Raw genomic sequence first — 20,629 nt, 5'->3', positions numbered from 1 at the left:
GTGGTAAGCTCGGCGCGAATCGAGGTGACGACCATGCGCACCCTGGCGCTGCTCACACTGCTGGCTCTCCCGGCCGTCCCGTCCGCTCAGGACAAGGGCGAGGTGAAGCCCACCGTGGTCTACGAGAAGCGGACCGAGATCAACTTCGAGGACGACACCATCGACGGCGACCTGAAGCGCCCGGACGGCGAATACGTCGAGTCCCGCCGCAAGGTGACCCACTCCAACCTCATCCGCATCCGCGAGGACTGGCGGGAGAAGGTGATGCGGGCCAGCGGGGAGCTCTAGCCGGATGGCCACGCCCCTCACGCTCAAGGTGTTCCGCGGGACCGAGCTCCTGCGGACCGAGGTCTTCAACCGGGAGATCATCAAGATCGGCCGGCTGGCCACGGCGCACCTGTCGCTCGACGACGACCGGATCTCGCGGGTGCACGCGGTGATCGAGGTCTCGCCCGAGGGCGCCGTGTCGATCATCGACATGGGCAGCGCCGAGGGGACGCTCGTCAACGGCAAGAAGGTCACCCGCTGCCAGCTGCGGCCGGGCGACGCCATCACCCTGGGTGGCCTGAAGGTGGTGCTCGAGCTCGGCCAGGGGGAGCCCGCCGGGGCGGAGGGCGACGCGCCGGCGACGACGCCTGCGCCGGCCCGGGCGCCGGCGGCCTCGACCCGGCCAGCCCCGGCCCGTCCGGCCGCGCCGCCGGTGGCGCCGCGGGTGACGAGGGCGGTGACGGCCGCGACCGCGGCCCAGGCCCCGATCTCGACCTCGACCTCGACCCCGACCTCGACCTCGACCTCGACCCCGACCTCGACCCCGACCTCGACCTCGACCTCGACCTCGACCTCGACCGCGACCGCGACCGCGACCGCTTCCCCGATCGCCGCTGCACCCGTCCGCCCGGCGCAGCCCCACCGCCACGCCAGGCGGCGCTGGTCGCTCGGCGCGGCCTCGGGGGCCGCCGAGGACCTCAGCCAGGGCGACGTGGGCGTGGAGCTCCGGCTGCTCTGGGGCGACACCCTCCTCGACGCCGGCGGCTTCGTGGCCCCGCCGCGCCCGGTGCTGGTGGGCGAGGGGCCGGGCTGCGCCCTCGCCATCCCGGCCGGCCTGCTCCCGGCGCCGGCCTTCCCGGTGCTGCGCCACCAGGGCGGCGAGTACCAGTTCGCCTTCGCCCGCGGCATGACCGGCGCGGTGGAGGACCGGGGAGCCCGCACCTCGCTGGCCGAGCTGGTGCTGGCCCGCAAGGTGGAGGCCGACGGCGCCCTGCCGGGCGCCTACTGGGTGGGCGTGCCGCGCGCCGGCGCGGTGCGCGCCGAGCTGGGCGGCGGCCTGGCGCTGGAGGCCCGGGCGCGGCGGCCCGAGCCGCTGCACGTGCCGCCCTGGTGGGAGCGCATCAACTACCAGTTCCTCAACCTCTTCCTGATCCTGTTCTTCGTGCAGGCCGGCTTCGTGGTGGCGGCGCAGAACTTCCCCTACGACACCGACACCACCGCCGACGACCTCTTCAAGAACCCGTCGCGCATGGCCAAGTTCATCATCAAGCCGCCCGAGGCGCCCAAGCCGGCCGAGAAGCTGCCGGGCGACAAGCGCCAGAAGGACGACCAGGCCGGCGAGATGGCCGAGAAGCACAAGGGCGACGAGGGCCAGATGGGCAAGAAGGACGCGCCCAAGACCACCGGCCGCTCCGCCCCCAAGGCCATCGACCCCAACGCCAAGGAGGTCGTGAAGCGCATGGGCGTGCTGGGGGCGCTGGGGCGCGGCGGCGGCGGCGGGCTGGCCACCGTCTTCGGCTCCGGCGGCCTGGGCGGCGACCTGCGCGGCGCCACCGGCAACATGTTCGGGGCCACCGTGGGCGACAGCTTCGGCTTCGGCGGCCTGGGGGTGCGCGGCACCGGCAGCGGCGGCGGCGGCGCCGGCGAGACGGTGGGCATCGGCGGCATCGGCACCAAGGGGCGCGGCGGCGGCCTGGGCGGCTACGGCCAGGGCGTGGGCGCGCTGGGCAAGAAGGGCGACCGCGACATCGCCATCACCACCGGCACCGCCACCGTGCTCGGCTCCATCGACAAGGAGCTGATCCGGGCCGTCATCCGCGAGCACGCCGCCCAGATCCGCTTCTGCTACGAGGAGCAGCTGGCGGTGAACCCCAAGCTGGCCGGCAAGGTGGTCATCCGCTGGACCATCGACGCCGACGGCAACGCCTCCAACGCCTCCATCGACGGCGGCGGCACCTCCCTGGCCGACGACAAGGTCCACCAGTGCATGATGGCCCGCATCGTCAGCTGGCAGTTCCCGAAGCCGAAGGGCGGCGGCATCGCCGTGATCACCTACCCGTGGATCCTGCGCGCCGCCGGCGCCGAGTAGGGGAGGGGAGACCCGTGCCCATCGCCTTCCGACGTTCCCTGGCCGCGGCGCTGCTGCTGGCCGCCGCGGCGCCAGCCCTGGCCCAGGACGCCGCCCCCGGCCCGGCCGAGGACCCGCGCGCCCCCCGCTTCGCCGACGTGGAGCGCGGCCTGTTCATCGGCTTCGAGGTGGGCTGGCCGGTGGTGCTGCTCGACACGCCGCCCGCCAAGGACCCGCTGGCCTTCCCCTCCGCGGCGGACGGCGGCGGCACCGCCACCGGCCACCTGGTGGGGCTGCAGCTCGGCTACGACGTGACCAGCCGGGTGGCCGTCTCGCTCTTCGCCGAGGGGATCTTCCAGAAGGCCAGCCTGGACTACGGGGCCTTCGACCTGATGGTGGCCGGGCTGGACGCGCGCGTGGCCTTCTGGGCCTACCGCGACGCCAACGGCTGGGAGCGGCTCTTCACCTACGCCCACGCCCGCGGCGGGGTCTCGCTGGCCCACCCGGCCGGCCTCTTCGGCGACCAGGACGTGCTGCTCGGCGGCGGCCTGGGCGCGGAGTACTTCGCCCAGCTGCGCCACTTCTCCTGGTGGGTGCAGGTCGACGGGCTGTACGTGCTCTCCGCCGAGACGGCGGGCGTCGCCCTGCTGACCGGCGCGCGCTACACCTTCTAGCCGACGGCACGGGGCCATGGACGACGCGATCCGGGCGCACCTCGCCACCCTCGAAGCGGCGCCCGGAGACCTGGCGGCCTACCAGCAGCTGGCCGATCACCACCGGCAGGCCGGGCGCGTCGAGGCGCTGGTGGCCCTGCACCAGGCGCGCGCCCGGGTCCTGCCCCCCGCCGAGGCGGCGCCGCTCTGGCAGCAGGCGGCCGACCTGGCCCGCTTCGAGCTCAAGAACGACCGGCGCGCCGAGGCGCTCTACCGCGCCCTGCTGGCGGTGGCGCCGGGCCACCCGGCCGGCCTGGCCGGGCTGATCGCGCTGGCGGAGGAGCGGCAGGACTGGCCGGCCCTGGCGGCGGCGCTGGAGGTGGCGCAGCAGGCGGCGGCCACGCCGGGGGAGGCGGCCCGCGCGGCGCTGCGCCTCGGCACCATCTGCGAGGAGCGGCTGGGGCGGCGCGATCGGGCGGCCCTGCACTACGGGCGCGCCGTGCAGCTGGACCCAGGGCTCGAGGAGGCGCGCCGGCTGGCGCTGCAGGCCTGCCTGGCGCTGCGCCGCTTCGGCCAGGCCAAGCGGCTGCTCGACGGGGCGCGCGAGGCCGGGGCGGCGCGCCCGGCGCTGGCGGCGGCCTACGTGCAGCTCGGCTCGGAGCTCACCGGCGAGGCGCTCTTCCACGAGCTGGCCATGGACGCGCTCATCGAGGCGCAGGCCCTGGACCGCACCAGCCCCGGGGCCCAGCAGGCCCGCGAGCGGCTGGCCGGCCTGCCGCGCCGCTGGCGCGAGGAGGCGGCGGCGCTGGAGGCCGGCGCCGAGCGGGTGGCGCGCCCCGCGGCGGCCGGGCTGCTGGTGCAGGCCGCCCAGCTCTACGCCGCCTACGACCCCGACGGCGTGCCGCGCGCGGTGGAGCGGCTGGAGCGGGCCTGGGTGCTCTCGCCCGGGCACCCGGCCGTGCTCGACCTGCTGGAGCGGATCCTGGCCGAGCGCAAGGACCACGGCGCCCAGGCCGCCTCGCTGGCGCGCCTGGCCGCCGCCACGCGCGACCGCGGCGCGCTGGTGCGGATCCTGCTGGCCCAGGCCCAGCTCAGGCTGGTGCGGCTGGCCGACGGGGCCGGCGCGCTGGCCGCGCTGCTGGAGGCGGTGGAGGCCGACCCGGCCTGCGAGCCGGCGGCGCTGCAGGCCTTCGAGCTGCTGGTCGACGCCGGACGGGTCGAGGAGGCGCTGGCGCTGCTGGAGCGCCACCTGGGCGCCGCGCCGGCCCGCACCGGCCACGCCCCGCTGCAGGTGCGCGCCGCCGCCCTGGCCGCCGGCCGCCTCGGCGACCCCGGGCGCGCCCGCCGTCACCTGGAGGCGGCGCTGCGGGCCGATCCCGGCCACGCCCCCGCCGCGGCCGCGCTGGCGCCGCTCCTGGCGGAGGCCGGCGAGTGGGAGCCCCTGGCCGGGCTGCTGGCCCTGCGCGAGGCCGCCGAGCCGGACACCTCGGCGCGGGTGGAGCTGCTGGAGCAGCTGGCGGCCCTGGAGCTCGGGCCGCTCGACCGGCCGCGCGACGCCTTCCGCACCCTGTGCCGCGCCCTGGCGCAGGCCCCGGCCCACGCGCCGCTGCGGGCGCCGCTCGAGGAGGCCGCCCGTCGCGCCGCCGCGCTGCCGGCGCTCTGCCGGGCCCTGCGCGCCGCCGCCCAGGCCCTGCCCTCCGCCCCGGCCGACCGCGCCCCGCTGCTGCACCGGGCCGCCGAGGTGCTGGACCGCGACCTCGGGCTGGCCGGGCAGGCGGCCGAGGTCTGGGCCGAGGTGTCCGGGCTCGACCCCGCCGACCACGCCGCCGCCGCCGCGCGCCTGGCCTGCCAGGCGCGGGCCGAGGCGCAGCAGGCCGAGGCCGACCGGCTCGAGGCCGACCTGGCCACGGCGCGGGGCGAGGCGCGGCGCGCCCCCGGCGAGGCCCTGGCCCGGCTGGAGCTGGCGCTGGGGAGGCCGGCGCGGGCCGCCGATCGGTGGCGCGAGCTGGTGGCCGGCGCGCCCGGGGACGTGGCGCCGCTGTGGGGCCTGCACGCCGCCCTGGAGGCCTCGCCGGGGAGCGGCGCCGCGGAGGAGCGCGAGCAGGTGCTGGGCCGGCTGGCCTCGCTGGCGGCCGACCCGGCCGAGCGGGCCGGGCTCGAGCTGGACCGGGCCAGCCTGCTGGCCGACGCGCTCGACCGCCCCGGCGAGGCGGCCGCCGCGCTCGCCGCGACGCTGGCCGGCGGCGGGCTGGCCGGTGCGCTGCAGCAGCGGGCCGTGGCGCTGCTGGCCAGCCTGCTGGAGCGCGGGGTGGACCCGGCCCGCCTGGCCCTGGTGCTGGCGCCGCAGTACGCCGCCCGGGGCGAGGTGGACCGGCAGGTGGCCATGCTGGAGCTGGCGGCCCGCAGCCTGCCGGCCGGCGCCGAGCCCCGCGAGCGGGCCCGCCTCCTGCTGGACGCCGCGACCCTGCGGGCCGACCGGCTGGCGGATCCGCGCGCCGCCCTCTCGGTGGCGGCCGAGGCGCTGCGGGCCTGCCCGGAGCACGCCGAGGCGCGCCGCCGCTGCGAGGCGCTGGCCCGCCGGGTGGGGGCCGAGGGCGAGCTGGTGGCGCTGCTGGGGGAGCTGGCCGGCCGGCTGGCGGGGCGGCCGGAGGACGAGCTGGCCCTGCGCCGCTGCGCCGCCGCCGTGGCCGAGGAGGACCTGGGCGCCTCCGACGAGGCGGCCGCGCAGCTGCGGCGCTGCCTGGCGCTGCGCCCCGGCGACGCCGAGCTGCTGGCGGCGCTGACCCGCGTGGCGCTGGCCGGCGAGCGCTGGGAGGAGGCCGCCGACCTCCTGCTGGAGCGCTCGCGCGCCGCCGCCGGGGCCGAGCAGGTGGCCCTGCTCGGGCAGCTGGCCGACGTCCTGGCCGAGCGGCTGGCCAGCCCGCGCGCCGCCGCCGAGGTCTACCGCGAGGCGCTGGCGGTGGCGGCCCCCTCGCAGCGGCCGCGCCTGCTCGGGCGGCTGGCCGCGGCGCTGGGCAAGGACGGCGACGAGGCCGGGCAGGCCGCCGCGCTGGCCGACCTGGCCTCGGCCACCGACGACCCGGTCGAGGCCACCCGCGCCGCCCGCGAGAGCGCCCGGCTGGCGGCCGGCCTGGGCGACCTGGCCGGCGCGGTGCAGCGGCTGGCCCAGGCGCTCATGGTGAACCCCGACGACGCGGCGTCGGCGCGCTCGCTGGAGGACGCGCTGGCGTCGCCGGACCCGGGGGTGGCCCTGGCGGCCGGCCTGGCGCTGGCGCCGGTCTACGCGCTGCGCGGCGACGTGCGGGGCCGGGTGCGGGCCCTGACCGCCCAGGCCCGCTGCCACCCGGACCCCGAGGCCCGGGCCGAGGCCTGGCGCGACGTGGCGCGGGCCCAGGAGCTGGAGCTGGCCTGCCCGGGCGACGCCCTGGCGGCCGCGCTGGAGGCGGCGCGCGCCCGCCCGGCCGACGCCGAGCGGCGGCGCGAGGTGCGGCGCCTGGCCGACCTGGCGCACGAGCCGGAGGCCGCGGCCGGCCTGCTGGAGGCGCTGGCGACGGCCCTGCCGGCCGAGGAGCGGCTGCCGGTGCTGCGCGAGCTGGCCGACTGGTGCGAGCGGCGGCTGGAGGCGCGCGATCGGGCGGTGGCCGCCTGGGCCGGGGTGCGGGCCCTGGCCCCGGGCGACTCGACGGCGCTCACCTCGCTGCGCCGGCTCCACCGCGCCGCCGAGCGGTGGCCGCAGCTCCTCGAGGTGTGCGACGAGCTGGCGGCCCGGGCCGCCTCCCCGGCGGCCCGCCAGGACCCGCTCCGCGAGATCGGCGCGGTGGCCGAGGCGCGCCTGGCCGACCTGCCGCGGGCGCTGGCCGCCTGGCGCGAGGTGGCGGCGCTGGCGCCCGACGACCGCGACGTGGCCGATGCCGTGGAGCGGCTCCTCTCCCGGCTGGATCGGCCCGACGAGCTGGCGGCGGCGCTGGAGCGCCGGCTGGCCCGCGCCTGGGAGCCCGAGGCCGCCTTCCGGCTGGCCGAGCTGCGCCGCACCCGCCTGGCCGATCCCGGCGGGGCGCTCGAGCTGCACGCCGAGCTGGCCCGCCGCGAGCCGGGCCGGACCGGCCCGCGCGAGGCCCTCTCGCTGCTGGCGGCCGTGCCCGGGCCGGTGGGCCGCGAGGCCCTGCTGGCCGCCGACGTGGCGCTCAAGGCGGCCGGCGAGCACGCCCGCCGGCTGGCGGCCCGCGAGGCCCGCCTGGCCGTGGTCGACGACCCGGCCGAGCGCGGCCGGCTGCACGCCGAGCTGCGGGGCCTGCTGGAGCGCGAGCTGGGCGATCCGGCCAGGGCGCTGGCCGCGGCCCGCCGCGCCTTCGAGGAGGGCGGCCCGGGGCGCGTCGAGGCCGAGCTGGACCTGGTCCGGCTGGCCGGGGCCTGCGGCCGCAGCGGCGAGGTGGCCGAGGCCTACGAGGCGGTGGCCGCGGCCGGCGGCGCCGGCGAGGTGGAGTGGCGGCGGCGGGCCGCCCGGGTGCGCGACGGCGACATGCGCGACGGGCCGGCGGCCATCGTGGCCTGGTGGCGGGTGCTCGACCTGGCCAGCGAGGACGCCGAGGCGCTCGAGGCGCTGGAGCGGCTCTACACCGACGCCCAGGCCGGGCGCGAGCGGCTCGAGGTGGCGCGCCGCCGCGCCGCGGTGGCGGTGGGCGCGGCCAAGGTGCCGGCGCTGTGCCACGCCTCGGAGATCGCCCTGCTGATGGGCGCGCCCGAGGTGGAGGTGGCGCTGCTGGCCGAGGCCCGCGGCCTGGCCCCCCGCGACGCCGCCGTGCTGGCCGCGCTGGAGGAGGCCCTGGCCCGCACCGGCCAGGTGGCCGAGCGGTGCGAGGTGCTGGCGGCGCTGGCCGAGGTGGCCGGGGAGGGCGACCAGGCCGCGCGCCTGGCGCTGCTGCTGCGGCGCGCCGCGCTGCTCGAGCCCGACCCCGACCCGCTCCACCCGGTGGAGGCCTACGCCGCCGTGCTGGCCGAGTGGCCGCGCGAGCCCGGCGCGGTGGCGGGGCTGGAGCGGCTGCTGGCCCGGCCCGACGCCCGCGGCGCGGCCCAGCGCATCCTGGAGGACGTGCAGCGGCTCTCCGGCGACCCGGCCCGGCTGGCGGCGCTGCTGGAGATCAGGCTGGAGGCCACCTCGGGCCCGCACCACCTGGACCTGCTGGCGGAGATCGCCGGGCTGCGCGAGCGGGCCGGCGACGCGCCGGGCGCCTTCGCGGCCCACCGCCGCGCCTTCGAGGCGGCCCTGGCGGCCGGCCGGGACGACCCGCAGGCGCGCGGCGAGCTGGAGCGGCTGGCCGGCGACGCCGGCGGCTGGCCGGAGCTGGCGGGGCTGTACCGGGCCGCGCTGGCCCGGCTGCCGGACCCCGGGCTGGAGCTGCGCCGGCGCCTGGCGGCGCTGTGCGCCGATCGGCTGGGCGACCTGGAGCAGGCGGCCGCGCTGTGGGACGAGGTGGCGGCCGCGTCGCCCGGCCCCGAGCCGCTGGCGGCGCTGGTGCGGGTGCGGCGGCGGCAGGGTGAGCGCCGCGAGCTGGCGGCGGCGCTCGACCGGCTGGCGGACGCCACGCCGGCGGCCGGCGCCCGCAAGGACCTTCTCTTCGAGGTGGCCAAGATCATGGACGAGCAGCTCGCCGACCGCGAGGGCGCCATCGCGGCGTTCCGCAAGATCCTGGCCGTGGACCCCGAGGACCCCGACGCCCTGCGCCTGCTGGCGCGGCTGCTGGGGGCGGCCGAGCGCTGGGAGGAGCTGGCGCTGGTGCTGGAGCGCGAGGCGGCCGCGGCCGAGGCCCGGCCCGACGCGGTGGCCGAGGCGGCCGAGCTGCGCCACCGGCTGGGGCGCGTCCGCCAGACCCGGCTCTCCGACGCGCCCGGGGCGCTGGCCTGCTTCCGCGCCGTGCTGGAGCGGTCGCCGCGCCACCCCGGCACCCTGTCGGCGCTGGAGGAGCTGAGCCACGGGACCGGCCCGGTGGCGGTGCAGGCCGCCACGCTGCTCGAGCCCATCTTCGCGGCCGAGAACGACCACTCCAAGGTCATCGAGGTGCTGGAGGCGCGGGCCCGCAACGAGCCCGCCCCGGCGGCGCGGGCCGCGCTGCTGCGGCAGGTGGCGGAGCGCTACGGCCACCAGGTGAAGAACGCCGAGCTGGCCTTCTCGGCCGCGGCGCGGGCGCTGGCCGCCGACCCGGAGGCGCTGGAGTCGCTGGCCCTGGCGGTGGGCTTCGGCCAGCAGGCCGGGGTGGGCGAGGAGCTGGCGGCGCTGCTGGCCGAGCACGCCGACCGGGCTCACGACCCGCAGGTGCGGGCCGAGTACCTGCGGCAGCTGGCCCGCCTGGAGCAGGAGCCGGCCCGGGTGGCCGAGGCCTGGCAGCGGCTGCTCGACCTGCTGCCCGAGGACCGCGAGGCGTCGGCCGGGCTGCTGGGCGCGCTGCGCAGCGGCGACGACGCCGAGCCGCTGGAGAAGGCGCTGCGGCGGGCCCTGGCCCTGGAGGAGCGGCCGGAGGCCCGCGCCGGGCTGCTGTACGACCTGGCGGTGCTGCAGGAGGAGCGGCTGGGCGACGGGGCCGGCGCGGCGGTGTCGCTCAAGCGGCTGCTGGAGCTCGCGCCGGGCGACCGGGACGCCCTGGGCCGGCTCGACCGGCTCTGCGTGGCCGGCGAGCGCTGGGTGGAGCTGGGCGACGTCCTGGCCCGCGAGCTCGCGGCGGCCGAGGCGGACGGCGACCTGGAGGTGCTGACGCCGCTCAGGCAGCGGCTGGCCGAGCTCAGGGAGGGGCGGCTGCACGACCGCGAGGGGGCGCTGGCCCTCTTCGAGCAGGTGCTGGCCACCACCCCGGACCACCCCGGGGCCCTGGCCCGCCTGGAGGCCATGCTGGCCAAGGATTCCAGCAACGCCCGCGCCGCCCTGGCGCTGGAGGCGGCCTACGCCGCCACCGGCGACCACGTGCGCCAGGCCGCGGCCCTGGAGACCCGCGCCGCCGAGCGGCCGGACCCCGAGGAGCGCAAGGCGCTCTTCCTGGCCCTGGCCGACCTGCGCGAGCGGCGCCTGGGCGACCAGGAGCTGGCCTTCCTGGCGCTCTGCAAGGCGTTCCGCGAGGACCCGGCCGACCCGGCCGTGCGGGCCCGCCTGGAGCGCTCGGCCGAGGCCGGCGGCCACCACGAGGAGCTGGCGGCGCTCTACGAGGACGAGCTGGACCACCTGCCGCCCGGCCCGACGGCCGAGGTGGCGCTGGTGCTGGGGCGCCTGCACGAGGGGCCGCTGGCCGGCCCGGCCCAGGCCGCCGCCTGCTTCCGGCGGGCGCTGGCCCTGCAGCCGGAGGCCGCCCCGGAGGCGCTGGCGGCGCTGGAGCGGCTCTACCAGCGGCTGGAGAGCTGGCCCGAGCTGGCCGACGTGCTGCGCTCCCGCGCCGCGGCGGCGGCCGGCCCGGAGCGGCTGGCCTTCCTCTTCCGCCTGGGGCGGCTCTGCGAGGAGCGGCTCTCGGCGGCCGACCAGGCCGTCGAGGCCTACCGCCAGGCGCTGGAGGTGGACCCGCGCCACCTGCCCTCGCTGCAGGCGCTGGAGGCGCTGCACGAGGCGGCCGGCCGCGCCGAGGCGCTGCTCGAGACCCTGGCGGCCCAGCGGGCCGCGGTGGGCGACGGGGCGTCGCGGGAGCGGCTCCTCGCCAAGATGGGCGGGCTGGCCGACCAGCTGGGCCGCACCGAGGAGGCGGTCGGGCTGTGGCGCGAGCTCCTGCAGCAGCACCCCCGCCACGAGGGGGCGCTGGCGGCGCTGGAGCAGCTCCTGGAGCGGCAGGAGCGCTGGGGCGAGCTGGCCCAGCACCTGCGGGTGCAGCTCTCGGCCACCGTCGACCGGCGCGAGGCGGCCCGGCTCAACGACCGGCTGGGGTTCGTCACCGGGCGCAAGCTGGGCGACCCGGCCCAGGCGGTGGCCTCCTACAAGGCGGTGCTGGAGGCCGACCCGCGCAACCGCGGCGCCCTGGAGGCGCTGCGCGACCTGTACGCGGCGCAGGGCGACCTGGACGCCCTGGCCAGCGCCTACCGGCGCCTGGTGCCCCTGCAGGAGGACGCCGCCGGCGTGAAGCGGGTGCGGCTCGACCTGGCCGAGGTGCTGCTGCGCTCGGGCCAGAAGACCGAGGCGGTGGAGCAGGGCAAGCGGGCCTTCGACATCGAGCCCCACGCCGCCGACGAGCTGGAGCGGCTGGAGCGGCTCTTCGGGGCCGCCGGGGCCGGGGCCGAGGGGGTGCGGGCCGCCGAGGCGCGCGCCGCGCTGCTCTCCGCCCAGGGCGGGCCGGCCGAGGCGGTGCCGGCCTGGCTGGCGGTGGCCGAGCTGTGGCGCGGCCAGAAGCGGCCCGACGCGGCGGCCGCGGCGCTGGACAAGGTGCTGGAGCTCGACCCGGCCAGCCGGGCCGCCTACCTGGGCCTGCGGGCGCTGCACGCCGCGGCCGGCTCCTGGCGCGACTACGCCCGGGTCTGCGACCTCTTCGCCCCGCAGCTCACCGACGAGGCCGAGCGGCTGGCGCTGCGCAAGGAGGTGGCCGGCGTCCACGAGAAGCGGCTGGGCCAGAAGGAGATGGCCTTCCTGGCCTGGTGCCGCGCCCTGGGCGAGGCGCCCGGCGACGCCGAGGCCCTCACCGAGGCGGCCCGCCTGGCCCACGAGACCGGCGCCGACGAGGAGCTGGCGGCGGTGCTGGAGCAGGTGAGCGAGGAGGCCCGCGGCCTGGTGCGGGCGCGCCTGCTGCTCCGGCTCGGCGCCCTGCGCGACGCGGTGCTGGACGACGCCGACGGGGCCGAGCAGGCCTACCGGCGGGCGCTGGAGGCCGACCCGGCCGGCGGCGAGGCGCTCGACGCCCTGACCGGCCTCTTCACGCGGCGCGGCCGGAGCCGCGAGCTGGTCATCGCCCTGGAGCAGAAGCTGCTGGCGGCCTCGGGGCTCGACGAGAAGAAGGCGCTGCTGCTGGAGCTGTCGCGGCTCTACGACGGCGCGCTCTCCGACGTGGAGGAGGCGGTGGGGGCGCTCAAGCGCCTCCTCGAGCTGGACGGCGGCGACGCGCAGGCCCTGGCCGGCCTGGTGGCGCTGCACCGGCGCGAGCACCAGTGGGGCCAGCTGGCGGCGGTGCTGGCGCGGGCCCGCGACCTGGCGGCCGACGACGCCGCCCGGGTGGCCTGGCAGCTGCAGCTGGCGGGCGTGCAGGAGAACGAGCTGGGCGACGACGAGGCGGCGGTGGAGGCCTACCGCACCGTGCTCGGCCTGGACGACCAGCACCAGGAGGCGCTGGCCGGCCTGGAGCGGCTCTACACCAAGCTGGATCGCTTCGCCGAGCTGAACCGGGTCTACGAGCGGCAGGTGCAGCTCTCGCCGGACCCGGCCGAGCAGGCCCGCATCCTGGCCAAGAGCGCCTCCATCTTCGAGGAGAAGATGACCGACCCGGCCCGGGCGGTGGCGCAGAACGAGGCCATCCTGGGGCTGGACGGCGGCAACCTGGGGGCGGTGCGCGCCCTCTCCCGGCTCTACCGGCAGCAGGGCGAGTGGGAGAAGCTGCTGGCCATCATGGGCCACCAGCTCGGCCTGCTGACCGACCGGCGCGAGCAGGTGGCGCTGCTGGTGGCCACCGGCGAGGTCTGGTGGAAGGAGCTCTCCCGCGTCGATCGCGCCGAGCAGATCTTCGGCCAGGCGCTGCAGCTCGAGCCGGAGTCGAGGGAGGCGGTCTCGGCGCTGGGCCGGCTCTACGAGCGCAGCGGCAACTGGAACCTGGCGCTCGACATGCTGCGGCGAGAGGCCCGCCTGGCCGGGGCCGGCCGCGACGCCGTGGAGCTCTACGTGCGCGCCGGGGCCATCCAGGAGCAGATGCTGATGGACCGCGCCGGGGCCAAGGAGGCCTACGGCAAGGCGCTGGCCCTGGATCCGGGTTGCCTGCCGGCCATCCGGGCCATGAAGGGGATCCTGGAGGCCGAGCAGGATCGCGCCGGGTTCCTGGAGCAGCTGGTGGCCGAGGCGCGCTACGCCGAGGACGCCTCCACCCAGGCGGCCCTGGGCACCGAGGTGGGGCGGCTCTTCCTGGACGAGCGCGGCGACCGCGAGGGCGCGGCCCGCGCCTGGGAGGAGGCGCTCAGGCGCCGGCCCGACCACCTGCCGGCGGCCCGCCCGCTCTCCGATCTCTACGTGGCGGCGCAGCAGTGGCCCGACGCCGAGCGGGTGCTCGACGGCATGGTGCGCACCCTGGCCGGCGGCGGCGACGCCAAGGAGCTGTGCCGGCAGTCCTACCGGCTGGGCTACGTGGCCCAGAAGCTGGGCAACCAGGAGAAGGCCCTGCAGGCCTTCCGGCGCGCCTACGAGCTGGACTCCACCTACCTGCCGGCGCTGGAGGGGCTGGGGAACCTGCTGGTGGCCGAGGGGCAGGACGAGGAGGCGCTGCGCATCTTCACCGCCATCCTCATCCACCACCGCGACGGGCTCTCCGACCTGGAGGTGGTGGAGACGCACTGGCAGCTGGGCGACCTGGCCGGCCGGCTCGGGCAGCCCGACCGCGCCATCGCCAGCTTCAGGAAGGCGCTGGAGATCGACCAGGGGCACGAGCCGTCGCGGCGCGCCCTCATCGGCCTGCTGGAGGCGGCCGGCGACCACGAGGGGGCGGTGGAGCAGCGGCAGCGCCTCCTGCCGGTGCTGGAGGGCAAGGCTCGCTTCGACCTCTTCGTGGCCATCGGCAAGGCCTGCCGCGAGCAGCTGCAGGACCCCTACCAGGCCATCGACGCCTACCTGGGCGCCTCGCGCCTGGACCCCACCGACCTGCCGGTGACCGAGGCCCTGCTGGCCCTGTACCGCGAGACGCGCCAGGGGCAGAAGGCCGCCGACGTGCTGCAGCAGCTCTTGACCCGGCCGGAGGTGCAGGCCGATCCCCCGCGGGCGGCCCGGCTGCTCCTGCTGCTGGCCGACATCCTGCGCGACGAGGTGAAGGACGAGGTGGGCGCGCTGGCCGCGCTGGAGCAGGCGCTGGACCTCAACCCGCGCCTGCCGCAGGCCTTCGCCGCCATCGAGGAGGCGCACGCCCGGGCCAAGCGCTGGCCGGACCTGGAGCAGGCCTACGTGCGCATGATCCAGCGGCTGCCCAAGACGCCCGACGCGGCCCAGGCCCGCCTGGCGCTGTGGCGCACCCTGGGCGACCTCTACCGCACCGTGCTGCGCAGCGACGAGGGCGCCCGCATGGCCTACCAGGTGGTGGCCCGGGCCGACCCGGAGGACGCCGTGGTGGTGGAGCGCTACGCCGACCTGGCCGCCGCCGCGCCCGGGCAGGAGGGCGAGGCGGTGGCCGCCTACCGGCAGCTGCTCAGGCTGGCGCCGGCGCCGCAGAAGGCGCTGGCCGCGCTGGTGCGGCTGCACGCCGGCCGCAAGGAGTACGACCGGGCCTACAACGCCGCCCAGGTGCTGGTGCACCTGACCGGCGGCGCCAGCGACGAGGAGGTGGCGGTGCTGTCCCGGCTGCGCACCTTCGCCCGCGACCAGGCCAACCGGCCGCTCGACGACGCCCTGTGGGGCCGGCTGCTGCACGAGCGGGCCCGCGGCCCGCTGGCCGACATCATGGCGCTGCTGGCGGTGCACGCCCGGCCGCTCTTCGTGCAGGCGCCCAAGGCGCTGGGCATCGACGTGCGGCGCGAGGAGGTCGACGTGGCCGCCTCGATGCTCTTCTTCGCCAACATGTTCAAGTACGTGGCGCGCACCCTGGCCGTCGAGCCGCTGCGGCTCTTCCGCCGCGACGAGCCGGGGGCCCGCCTGCAGCTGGTGCCCACCGACCCGGCCGGCCTGCTGGCGGCGGCCGAGGTCTTCCAGGACCGGCCCAAGAAGGAGCTCTGGTTCCTCATCGCCAAGGCCATGGCCTTCGCCCGGCCCGAGCTCTTCATGGCCCGGCTCATGCCCCACGACCAGCTCGACCTGGTCTTCCAGGCCGCCTGCTCGGTGGGCACCTCGCGCTTCGTGGTGACCGCCGACCCGCACCTGGTGGCGAAGCTGAAGCGGCAGCTGGAGCAGTTCCTGCCCGACAAGGTGCGGGCCAACACGCTCAAGCTGCTGGCCCGCGCCTACACCGAGGTGCAGCACCCCGGCGACGTGCGCGCCTACCTCGACGGGGCCGAGCTGACCTCCAACCGGGCCGGGGCGCTCCTGGCCGCCGATCTGGAGGTGGTGCGCCGGGCCGTCCAGGTCGAGCGGCCCCAGGTCTCCAAGCTGCGGGAGGAGACCAGGCTCAAGGATCTTTCGCTCTTCTGCGTCTCGGAGGATTATGCCTTCGTGCGCGAGCAGCTCGGCCTCGCGGCGGTCGTCCCGGCCTGAGAGTGCCCCCATGAAATTCACGTGCGACAGCTGCGGTTCCGCCTACATGATCCCGGACGACAAGGTCGGTCCGGCCGGCGTGAAGGTGCGCTGCAAGAAGTGCGGCAACGTGGTCACCGTGCGGCGGGCCGAGGCGCCGCCGGTGGTGGCGCCGCCGCCCGTGGCCCCGCCCCCCGAGGTCGAGGGGTCGCCCGGGCCCGGGCTGGACGACGAGCTCGGCGCGGCCTTCGATCACGCCTTCGGCGATCCCGCGCCGGCCCCGGCGCCCCAGCCGCCCGCGGCGGAGCCCGCGCCGGCCCCGGCGCCCCCGGTCACCGCGGCCACCGAGTGGTTCGTCGGCATCGGCGACGCCCAGGTCGGCCCGCTCCCCGTCGCCGAGGTGAAGCGGCGCTGGGAGGCCGGCGAGCTCGGCCCCGACTCGCTGGTGTGGCGCGCCGGCATGGCCGACTGGGCGCCGCTCACCGGCGTGCCCGAGCTGGCCGCCGCCGTGAGCCCGCTGCCGCAGCCCGAGCCCGAGCGCCTGCCGACGCTGCCGCCGGTGGTCGCGCCGGTGGTGGCCGCCGCGCCGGTGGCCCCGCGGGTGGCGTCTGCCGCCCACCAGCCGGCCCGCGCCCTGACCCCCCCGGCCGGCGTCCCGGCCGCGCCCGCCCCCGAGGTGGAGTGGAAGCCCGCCGGCGCCAGCGCCCTGGCGTCGCTGGCCTCCGAGGAGCTGGCGGCCCGCGACGCCGCCACCGCGCCCGCCGCGCCGCGCCCCAGCCCGGGGCGCTCGCTGGTGGACGAGCTGCCGGACACCGGCGGCGTGGACCCGACCGGCCTCCTGCCGCTGCCCATCAAGGGCATGGAGGTCACCGACGAGCGGGCCGTCCGCCGCACCTCGGTGGCCCGCGGCGCCGAGGCGATGCGCCAGCAGCGGAGCGGCCGCACCGCGCTCCTGGCCGGCGTCGGCCTGGCCGTGGTGGTGGCCGGAGCCGGCGCCACCTGGTGGTTCACCGCTGGCGGCGGCGCGCCCCAGCCGCCCCCCGCGCCGCCGCCCGCCCCGCCGGCGGTGGTCCAGGTCCAGCCGCCGGCCCCGCCCATCCCGGCCCCGTCCCCGGTGGAGCCCGCCCCCGCCGGCGGCCAGGCGGCCGCTGGCGCCGCGGCTCCGGCCCCGGAGGCCGGCGCACCCGCCGCCGCGCCCGCGCTCGCCGCGGCGCCCCCCGCCGCCGCGCCCGAGCCGGTGGCCAGGGCCGCCGCCGCGCCCAAGGCGGCGCCCAGGCCGGTGCGCCCGCCGCCCGCCAAGGCGCCCGCCCCCAGGGTGGCCGCGCGCGCCGAGGCGCCGCCGGCCCAGCCCGCCACCAAGCCCGCCGCCAAGAAGAAGGACTCGGTCCTGGACTTCGACCAGGGCGCCGAGGACGACCTGGCGGCCGCGCTGGGCGGCTCCGGCCGGACCGTCTACGTTCCGCCCAAGACCGGCGGCGCGGCCGTGCCCGAGCGGCTCAGCGACGCCCAGATCACCGAGTCGGTGCGGCTGCACGTGGACGCCCTGCGCCGCTGCGCCGCCGAGCAGCAGGCCCGTGAGCCGGGCGTGAAGGGCACGCTCAAGATGGCCTGGACCATCCAGCCGGACGGCGTGCCCAAGGAGGTGCGCTGCCTCACGCCGGACCTGGCGCAGAGCCCGTTCGCCGGCTGCATCACCGGCGTGGTGCGCGGCATCCGCTTCCCCCGCATCGGCGACGCCCGCGGGCAGCCGGTCACCTTCCCGTTCGGCTTCTAGCGCCCAAGGCGCCCGCCCGTGACCCCTCCGCACAAGCCCCCCGCCCACGCGGGCGGCGCCTACCACCCCATCGAGGAGATGGGGCTGGCCGACCTGGAGGCGCTGCGCCTGCTGCTGCGGGGCGGCTCGGTCATCGACTGGCGCCGCCTGGAGTTCACCTCGCCGGCCGAGGTGGACGCCTTCCTGCGGCTCAACCTCTTCGACCTGGAGGAGGCGCGCGACGAGCGGCGGCTGCGGATGGTGCTGTCGCAGTCGGTGGACTACCTGCGCAGCGCCTTCGGCTACCGGGTGGCCGACGTGGTGGCCAACCCCGAGGACCTGCGCCACCTCTTCCTGTGGGCCTCCGGCGTGCTGGAGCCCAGGAAGCTGCGCCGCATCGCCTGCGTGGTGCTCAAGGTGATGCACGTCATCCACCACCTGGAGGCGCGCGAGCTGCTCTTCCGCACGCCCATCCGCGAGGCCGACCTGGCCGAGCGGGTCCACCGGCGCGTCATGGCCGAGGCCGAGCGGATGCGCGCCCTGGGGCTGCCGGTGGTGGAGTTCCGCGGCAACGTCAAGACGCGCGAGTCGCTGGTCACCAAGCTGCTGGCCAAGAAGGAGTCGGTGGCGGCCCAGGTCTTCGACCGGGTGCGCTACCGGGTGGTCACCGAGCGGCCCGAGCAGATCCCGCCGGTGGTGCTGCACCTGACCCGCCACCTCTTCCCCTTCAACTACGCGGTGCCCGGCCAGGTGCAGAACAGCCTCTTGCGCTTCGGCGAGCTGCTGGCGCGCCACCCGCGCGGCGCCGAGCTGGCCGCCGAGCTGCAGCTGCCCCTGCACGCCGAGAAGAAGGACCCGGCCGCGCCGCGCAACGACTTCAGCGCCGACACCTTCAAGGTGCTCAACTTCGTGGTGGACGTGCCGGTGCGCATCGACGAGCTCTTGCCGCCGCTCGACCCCATGGCCGACGAGCTGGGCAGCGTGGTCTTCTCGCTGGTGGAGTTCCAGGTCATCGACGCCGAGACGGCCCGCCGCAACGAGGAGGGCGACGCCTCCCACGAGCGCTACAAGCGGCGCCAGCAGCAGCAGGTGCTGCGCCGGCTGTCGCGCGGGCTGGTGGTGCCGAAGAAGCAGAAGGCCCGCAAGGCCAAGGCCAAGGCCAGGGTGAAGGCGAAGGCCAAGGGGTAGGGCGGACCGGGCCCGGCGCCGCCGTTCCCGCCGCGCCGAGCAGCTGCCCGGCGGGCGCGAGACCGAGGCGCCGCCTGCGCCCTACCGCTTGTTCTTCTTGCGGTTCTTCTTGCGCGACTGCCGCTCGGCCTTGCGCTTCTTGTTGCGGGCGTCGCGGTCCTTGCTGCTCTCGGTCACCGCCACCGGCTCGGGCGCGTAGCCCATGAGGCGGGCGCGGGCCATGGCCCCGGAGGCCATGGGTGGGGTGTAGCCCTTGGGCAGGCCCGCCATGCGGGCCATGGCGGCCTGGTCCATGCCGCCGCCCATGGCCTGCTCCATGGCCGCGGCGTCGGCGCCCAGCACGTCCTCCATCCCCTTGCCCTGCAGCTTGCGCAGGTTCATCAGGTTCTTCATGCCGGGGAGGCGGGACAGCAGGCCCGAGGCCGAGCCCATCGACTTCATCACCGACTTCATCGCGTGGTACTGCTTGAGGAGGTCGCGCACCTCCTTCTCGCTGCGGCCCGAGCCCTTGGCGATGCGCTTGATGCGCGGGTCGGTGATGGAGTCCGGGCGCAGCTTCTCGGCCCGGGTCATCGAGCCGACCATGGCCACGATCTTGTGCAGGGCCTGGTCGTCGAACTGGAAGCCCTCCGGCAGGTCGCCGAAGAGCGGGAACTTCTCCATCAGCTCGCCCAGCGGCCCCATCTTGCGGACCAGCTGGATCTGCTCGACGAAGTCCTGCAGCGTGAACTCGCCCGAGAGGATCTTCTCGGCGTCCGCCTCCGCCTTCTCGGCGTCGACGTGCTGCTCGAAGTCCTTCATCAGGCCGACCACGTCGCCGAACCCGAGGATGCGGGAGGCCAGGCCCTCGGGCCGGAACTCCTCGAGGCGGTCCAGCGTCTCGCCCATGCCGAGGAACTTGATGGGCTTGCCGGTCACCTCCTTGATGGAGAGGGCCGCGCCGCCGCGGGCGTCGCCGTCCAGCTTGGTGAGGATGAAGCCGTCCAGCGCCAGGCGCCGGTCGAACTCGGCCGCGGTGCGCACCGCGTCCTGGCCGATCATGGCGTCGACCACCAGCAGGACGTTGTGCGGGGCGACGTTGGCCTTGATCTGCTCCAGCTCGGTCATCAACGTGTCGTCGATGGCGAGGCGGCCGGCCGTGTCGTAGATGAGGACGTTGGCCTTCTCGTGGGCCGCCGCCGCCAGCGCCAGCCGGCACAGCTCGGGCGGCTGGACCCCGGCCTGGTGGAAGACCGGCACGCCCAGCTGGGCGCCCAGCACCTTGAGCTGCTCCACGGCGGCCGGGCGGTAGATGTCGGCCGCCACCAGCATGGGCCGCTTGCCGTCCTTCTTCAGCTTGTTGGCCAGCTTGCCGGCGGTGGTGGTCTTGCCGGAGCCCTGCAGGCCCACCATCATGATGCCGGTGGGGCCGCGCTCGGCCCAGGTGAGCGAGGTGTCGACGGGCCCCATCAGCCCCTCGAGCTCGTCGTGGCAGATCTTGATGAAGTGGTCCTGCGGCGAGACCTTGACCTTGCCCTTGGCGGTCTTGACCTTGGTCTCGACCACCTCGCCGACGGCCTTCTCGCGCACCCGGGCCACGAAGCGCTTCACCACCTCGAAGGCCACGTCGGCCTCCAGCAGCGACACGCGGATGTCCCGCAGCGCCTCGTCGACCACCTCGCTGGTGATCTCGGTGCGACCCTTCAGCTTGTTGCGGGCAGCCTTGAAGCCCTTGGCGACCGTCTCGAGCACGGCGGTGATCCCCCCTCACGTGGCGGGCTGGTATAACACGCCCATGCCAGGGATTCAGGACCAGGACGACGGCCCGCGGTTCTTCACCGTGGAGGAGGCCAACGACCTCGTGGGGGCCCTGCAGCTGGAGTTCGGGCGGGTGGCCCAGGTGCGCTCCGAGCTGCAGCCGCTCATCGAGTCCATGGGCGGCGCCGAGGTGGCGGTGGCCATCCTGCAGGACGGCCGGGCCGCGCCGCCCGGGCGCGAGGCCGACGCCTTGCGGCTGCAGCGGCTGGCCGGCGAGATCACCGCCGCGGTGGAGCGCATCAACGAGATGGGCTGCCTGGTGAAGGACCTGGAGCAGGGGCTGGTGGACTTCTACTCCACCGTGGACGACGAGCCGGTCTTCCTGTGCTGGCAGTTCGGCGAGCCGGCCGTGATCCACTGGCACCCGCTCGACGCCGGGTTCTCGGCGCGCCAGCCGCTCGAGGGCGTCACCTTCGAGCCGCCGCCGTTCGCCAATTAGGGCCGCCCGGGGTCGAACCGGGACTCCCCGCGAGGGGACGCGGATTTTAAGTCCGCTGCGTCTGCCAGTTCCGCCACGGCCCCGCGGGCGCGAGGATACCACCGCGCCCCCCGGCGGCCGCCCCGCGGGGCGCACGCGCAGCCCCGCCGCTCCCCCC

The 20,629-nt window shown here is 77.3% G+C and carries 8 protein-coding genes and 1 tRNA gene; 7 read left to right on the top strand and 2 right to left on the bottom strand.

Features of this window, described 5'->3' with window-relative positions:
• Nucleotides 1-33 precede the first annotated feature (33 nt).
• The 6 genes from cglF to IPO09_11740 all read left to right on the top strand — a co-directional run bounded on the left by cglF (nt 34) and on the right by IPO09_11740 (nt 18,236).
• Entirely contained in the window at nt 34-288 is a 255-nt protein-coding gene (gene cglF / locus IPO09_11765) for an adventurous gliding motility protein CglF (GenBank protein ID MBK9518011.1), read from the top strand.
• A 4-nt stretch (nt 289-292) separates the two neighbouring features.
• On the top strand, nt 293-2,356 hold the full coding sequence (gene gltG / locus IPO09_11760; protein ID MBK9518010.1) for an adventurous gliding motility protein GltG: 2,064 nt from the start codon (nt 293-295) through the stop codon (nt 2,354-2,356).
• A gap of 38 nt (nt 2,357-2,394) precedes the next feature.
• Nucleotides 2,395-3,009 (top strand): adventurous gliding motility protein CglE, encoded by a 615-nt coding sequence (cglE, locus tag IPO09_11755; GenBank protein MBK9518009.1) that lies wholly within the window; start codon nt 2,395-2,397, stop codon nt 3,007-3,009.
• 16 nt (nt 3,010-3,025) lie between these two features.
• The gene (locus tag IPO09_11750) at nt 3,026-15,316 is read left to right on the top strand and encodes a hypothetical protein (GenBank protein ID MBK9518008.1); all 12,291 of its coding nucleotides are present in this window, start codon (nt 3,026-3,028) and stop codon (nt 15,314-15,316) included.
• A gap of 10 nt (nt 15,317-15,326) precedes the next feature.
• Entirely contained in the window at nt 15,327-17,069 is a 1,743-nt protein-coding gene (locus IPO09_11745; GenBank protein MBK9518007.1) for a zinc-ribbon domain-containing protein, read from the top strand.
• Nucleotides 17,070-17,147: 78 nt separating this feature from the next.
• Nucleotides 17,148-18,236 carry a TIGR04552 family protein gene (locus IPO09_11740; GenBank protein MBK9518006.1) on the top strand — a complete coding sequence of 363 codons (1,089 nt, stop codon included), beginning with the start codon at nt 17,148-17,150 and terminating at the stop codon, nt 18,234-18,236.
• Nucleotides 18,237-18,317: 81 nt separating this feature from the next.
• Here IPO09_11740 and ffh read toward each other — a convergent pair whose 3' ends face one another.
• Nucleotides 18,318-19,967, bottom strand: coding sequence for a signal recognition particle protein (gene ffh / locus IPO09_11735; GenBank protein MBK9518005.1), 1,650 nt, complete (start codon nt 19,965-19,967; stop codon nt 18,318-18,320).
• 43 nt (nt 19,968-20,010) lie between these two features.
• On the opposite strand from ffh, the gene IPO09_11730 reads away from it, so the two are divergent.
• Nucleotides 20,011-20,472 carry a DUF2203 domain-containing protein gene (locus IPO09_11730; GenBank protein ID MBK9518004.1) on the top strand — a complete coding sequence of 154 codons (462 nt, stop codon included), beginning with the start codon at nt 20,011-20,013 and terminating at the stop codon, nt 20,470-20,472.
• Here IPO09_11730 and IPO09_11725 read toward each other — a convergent pair.
• Nucleotides 20,470-20,555 (bottom strand) — tRNA-Leu (locus IPO09_11725). The two genes, IPO09_11730 and IPO09_11725, sit on opposite strands and share 3 nt — an antisense overlap.
• Nucleotides 20,556-20,629: the final 74 nt, after the last annotated feature.

The organism is Anaeromyxobacter sp. (genome assembly GCA_016718565.1).
In the GTDB taxonomy this organism is placed as follows: Bacteria; Myxococcota; Myxococcia; order Myxococcales; family Anaeromyxobacteraceae; genus JADKCZ01.
The sequence above is the reverse complement of the archived record's forward strand: the minus strand, read 5'-3'. Positions and strand labels throughout refer to the sequence as shown.

What these genes read in the sequence shown, in the direction of transcription:
- IPO09_11730 (MBK9518004.1), top strand. Translation starts at nt 20,011, where the DNA reads ATGCCAGGGATTCAGGACCAGGACGACGGCCCGCGGTTCTTCACCGTG.
- IPO09_11740 (MBK9518006.1), top strand. Translation starts at nt 17,148, where the DNA reads ATGGGGCTGGCCGACCTGGAGGCGCTGCGCCTGCTGCTGCGGGGCGGC.
- IPO09_11750 (MBK9518008.1), top strand. Translation starts at nt 3,026, where the DNA reads ATGGACGACGCGATCCGGGCGCACCTCGCCACCCTCGAAGCGGCGCCC.
- IPO09_11745 (MBK9518007.1), top strand. Translation starts at nt 15,327, where the DNA reads ATGAAATTCACGTGCGACAGCTGCGGTTCCGCCTACATGATCCCGGAC.
- gltG (MBK9518010.1), top strand. Translation starts at nt 293, where the DNA reads ATGGCCACGCCCCTCACGCTCAAGGTGTTCCGCGGGACCGAGCTCCTG.
- cglF (MBK9518011.1), top strand. Translation starts at nt 34, where the DNA reads ATGCGCACCCTGGCGCTGCTCACACTGCTGGCTCTCCCGGCCGTCCCG.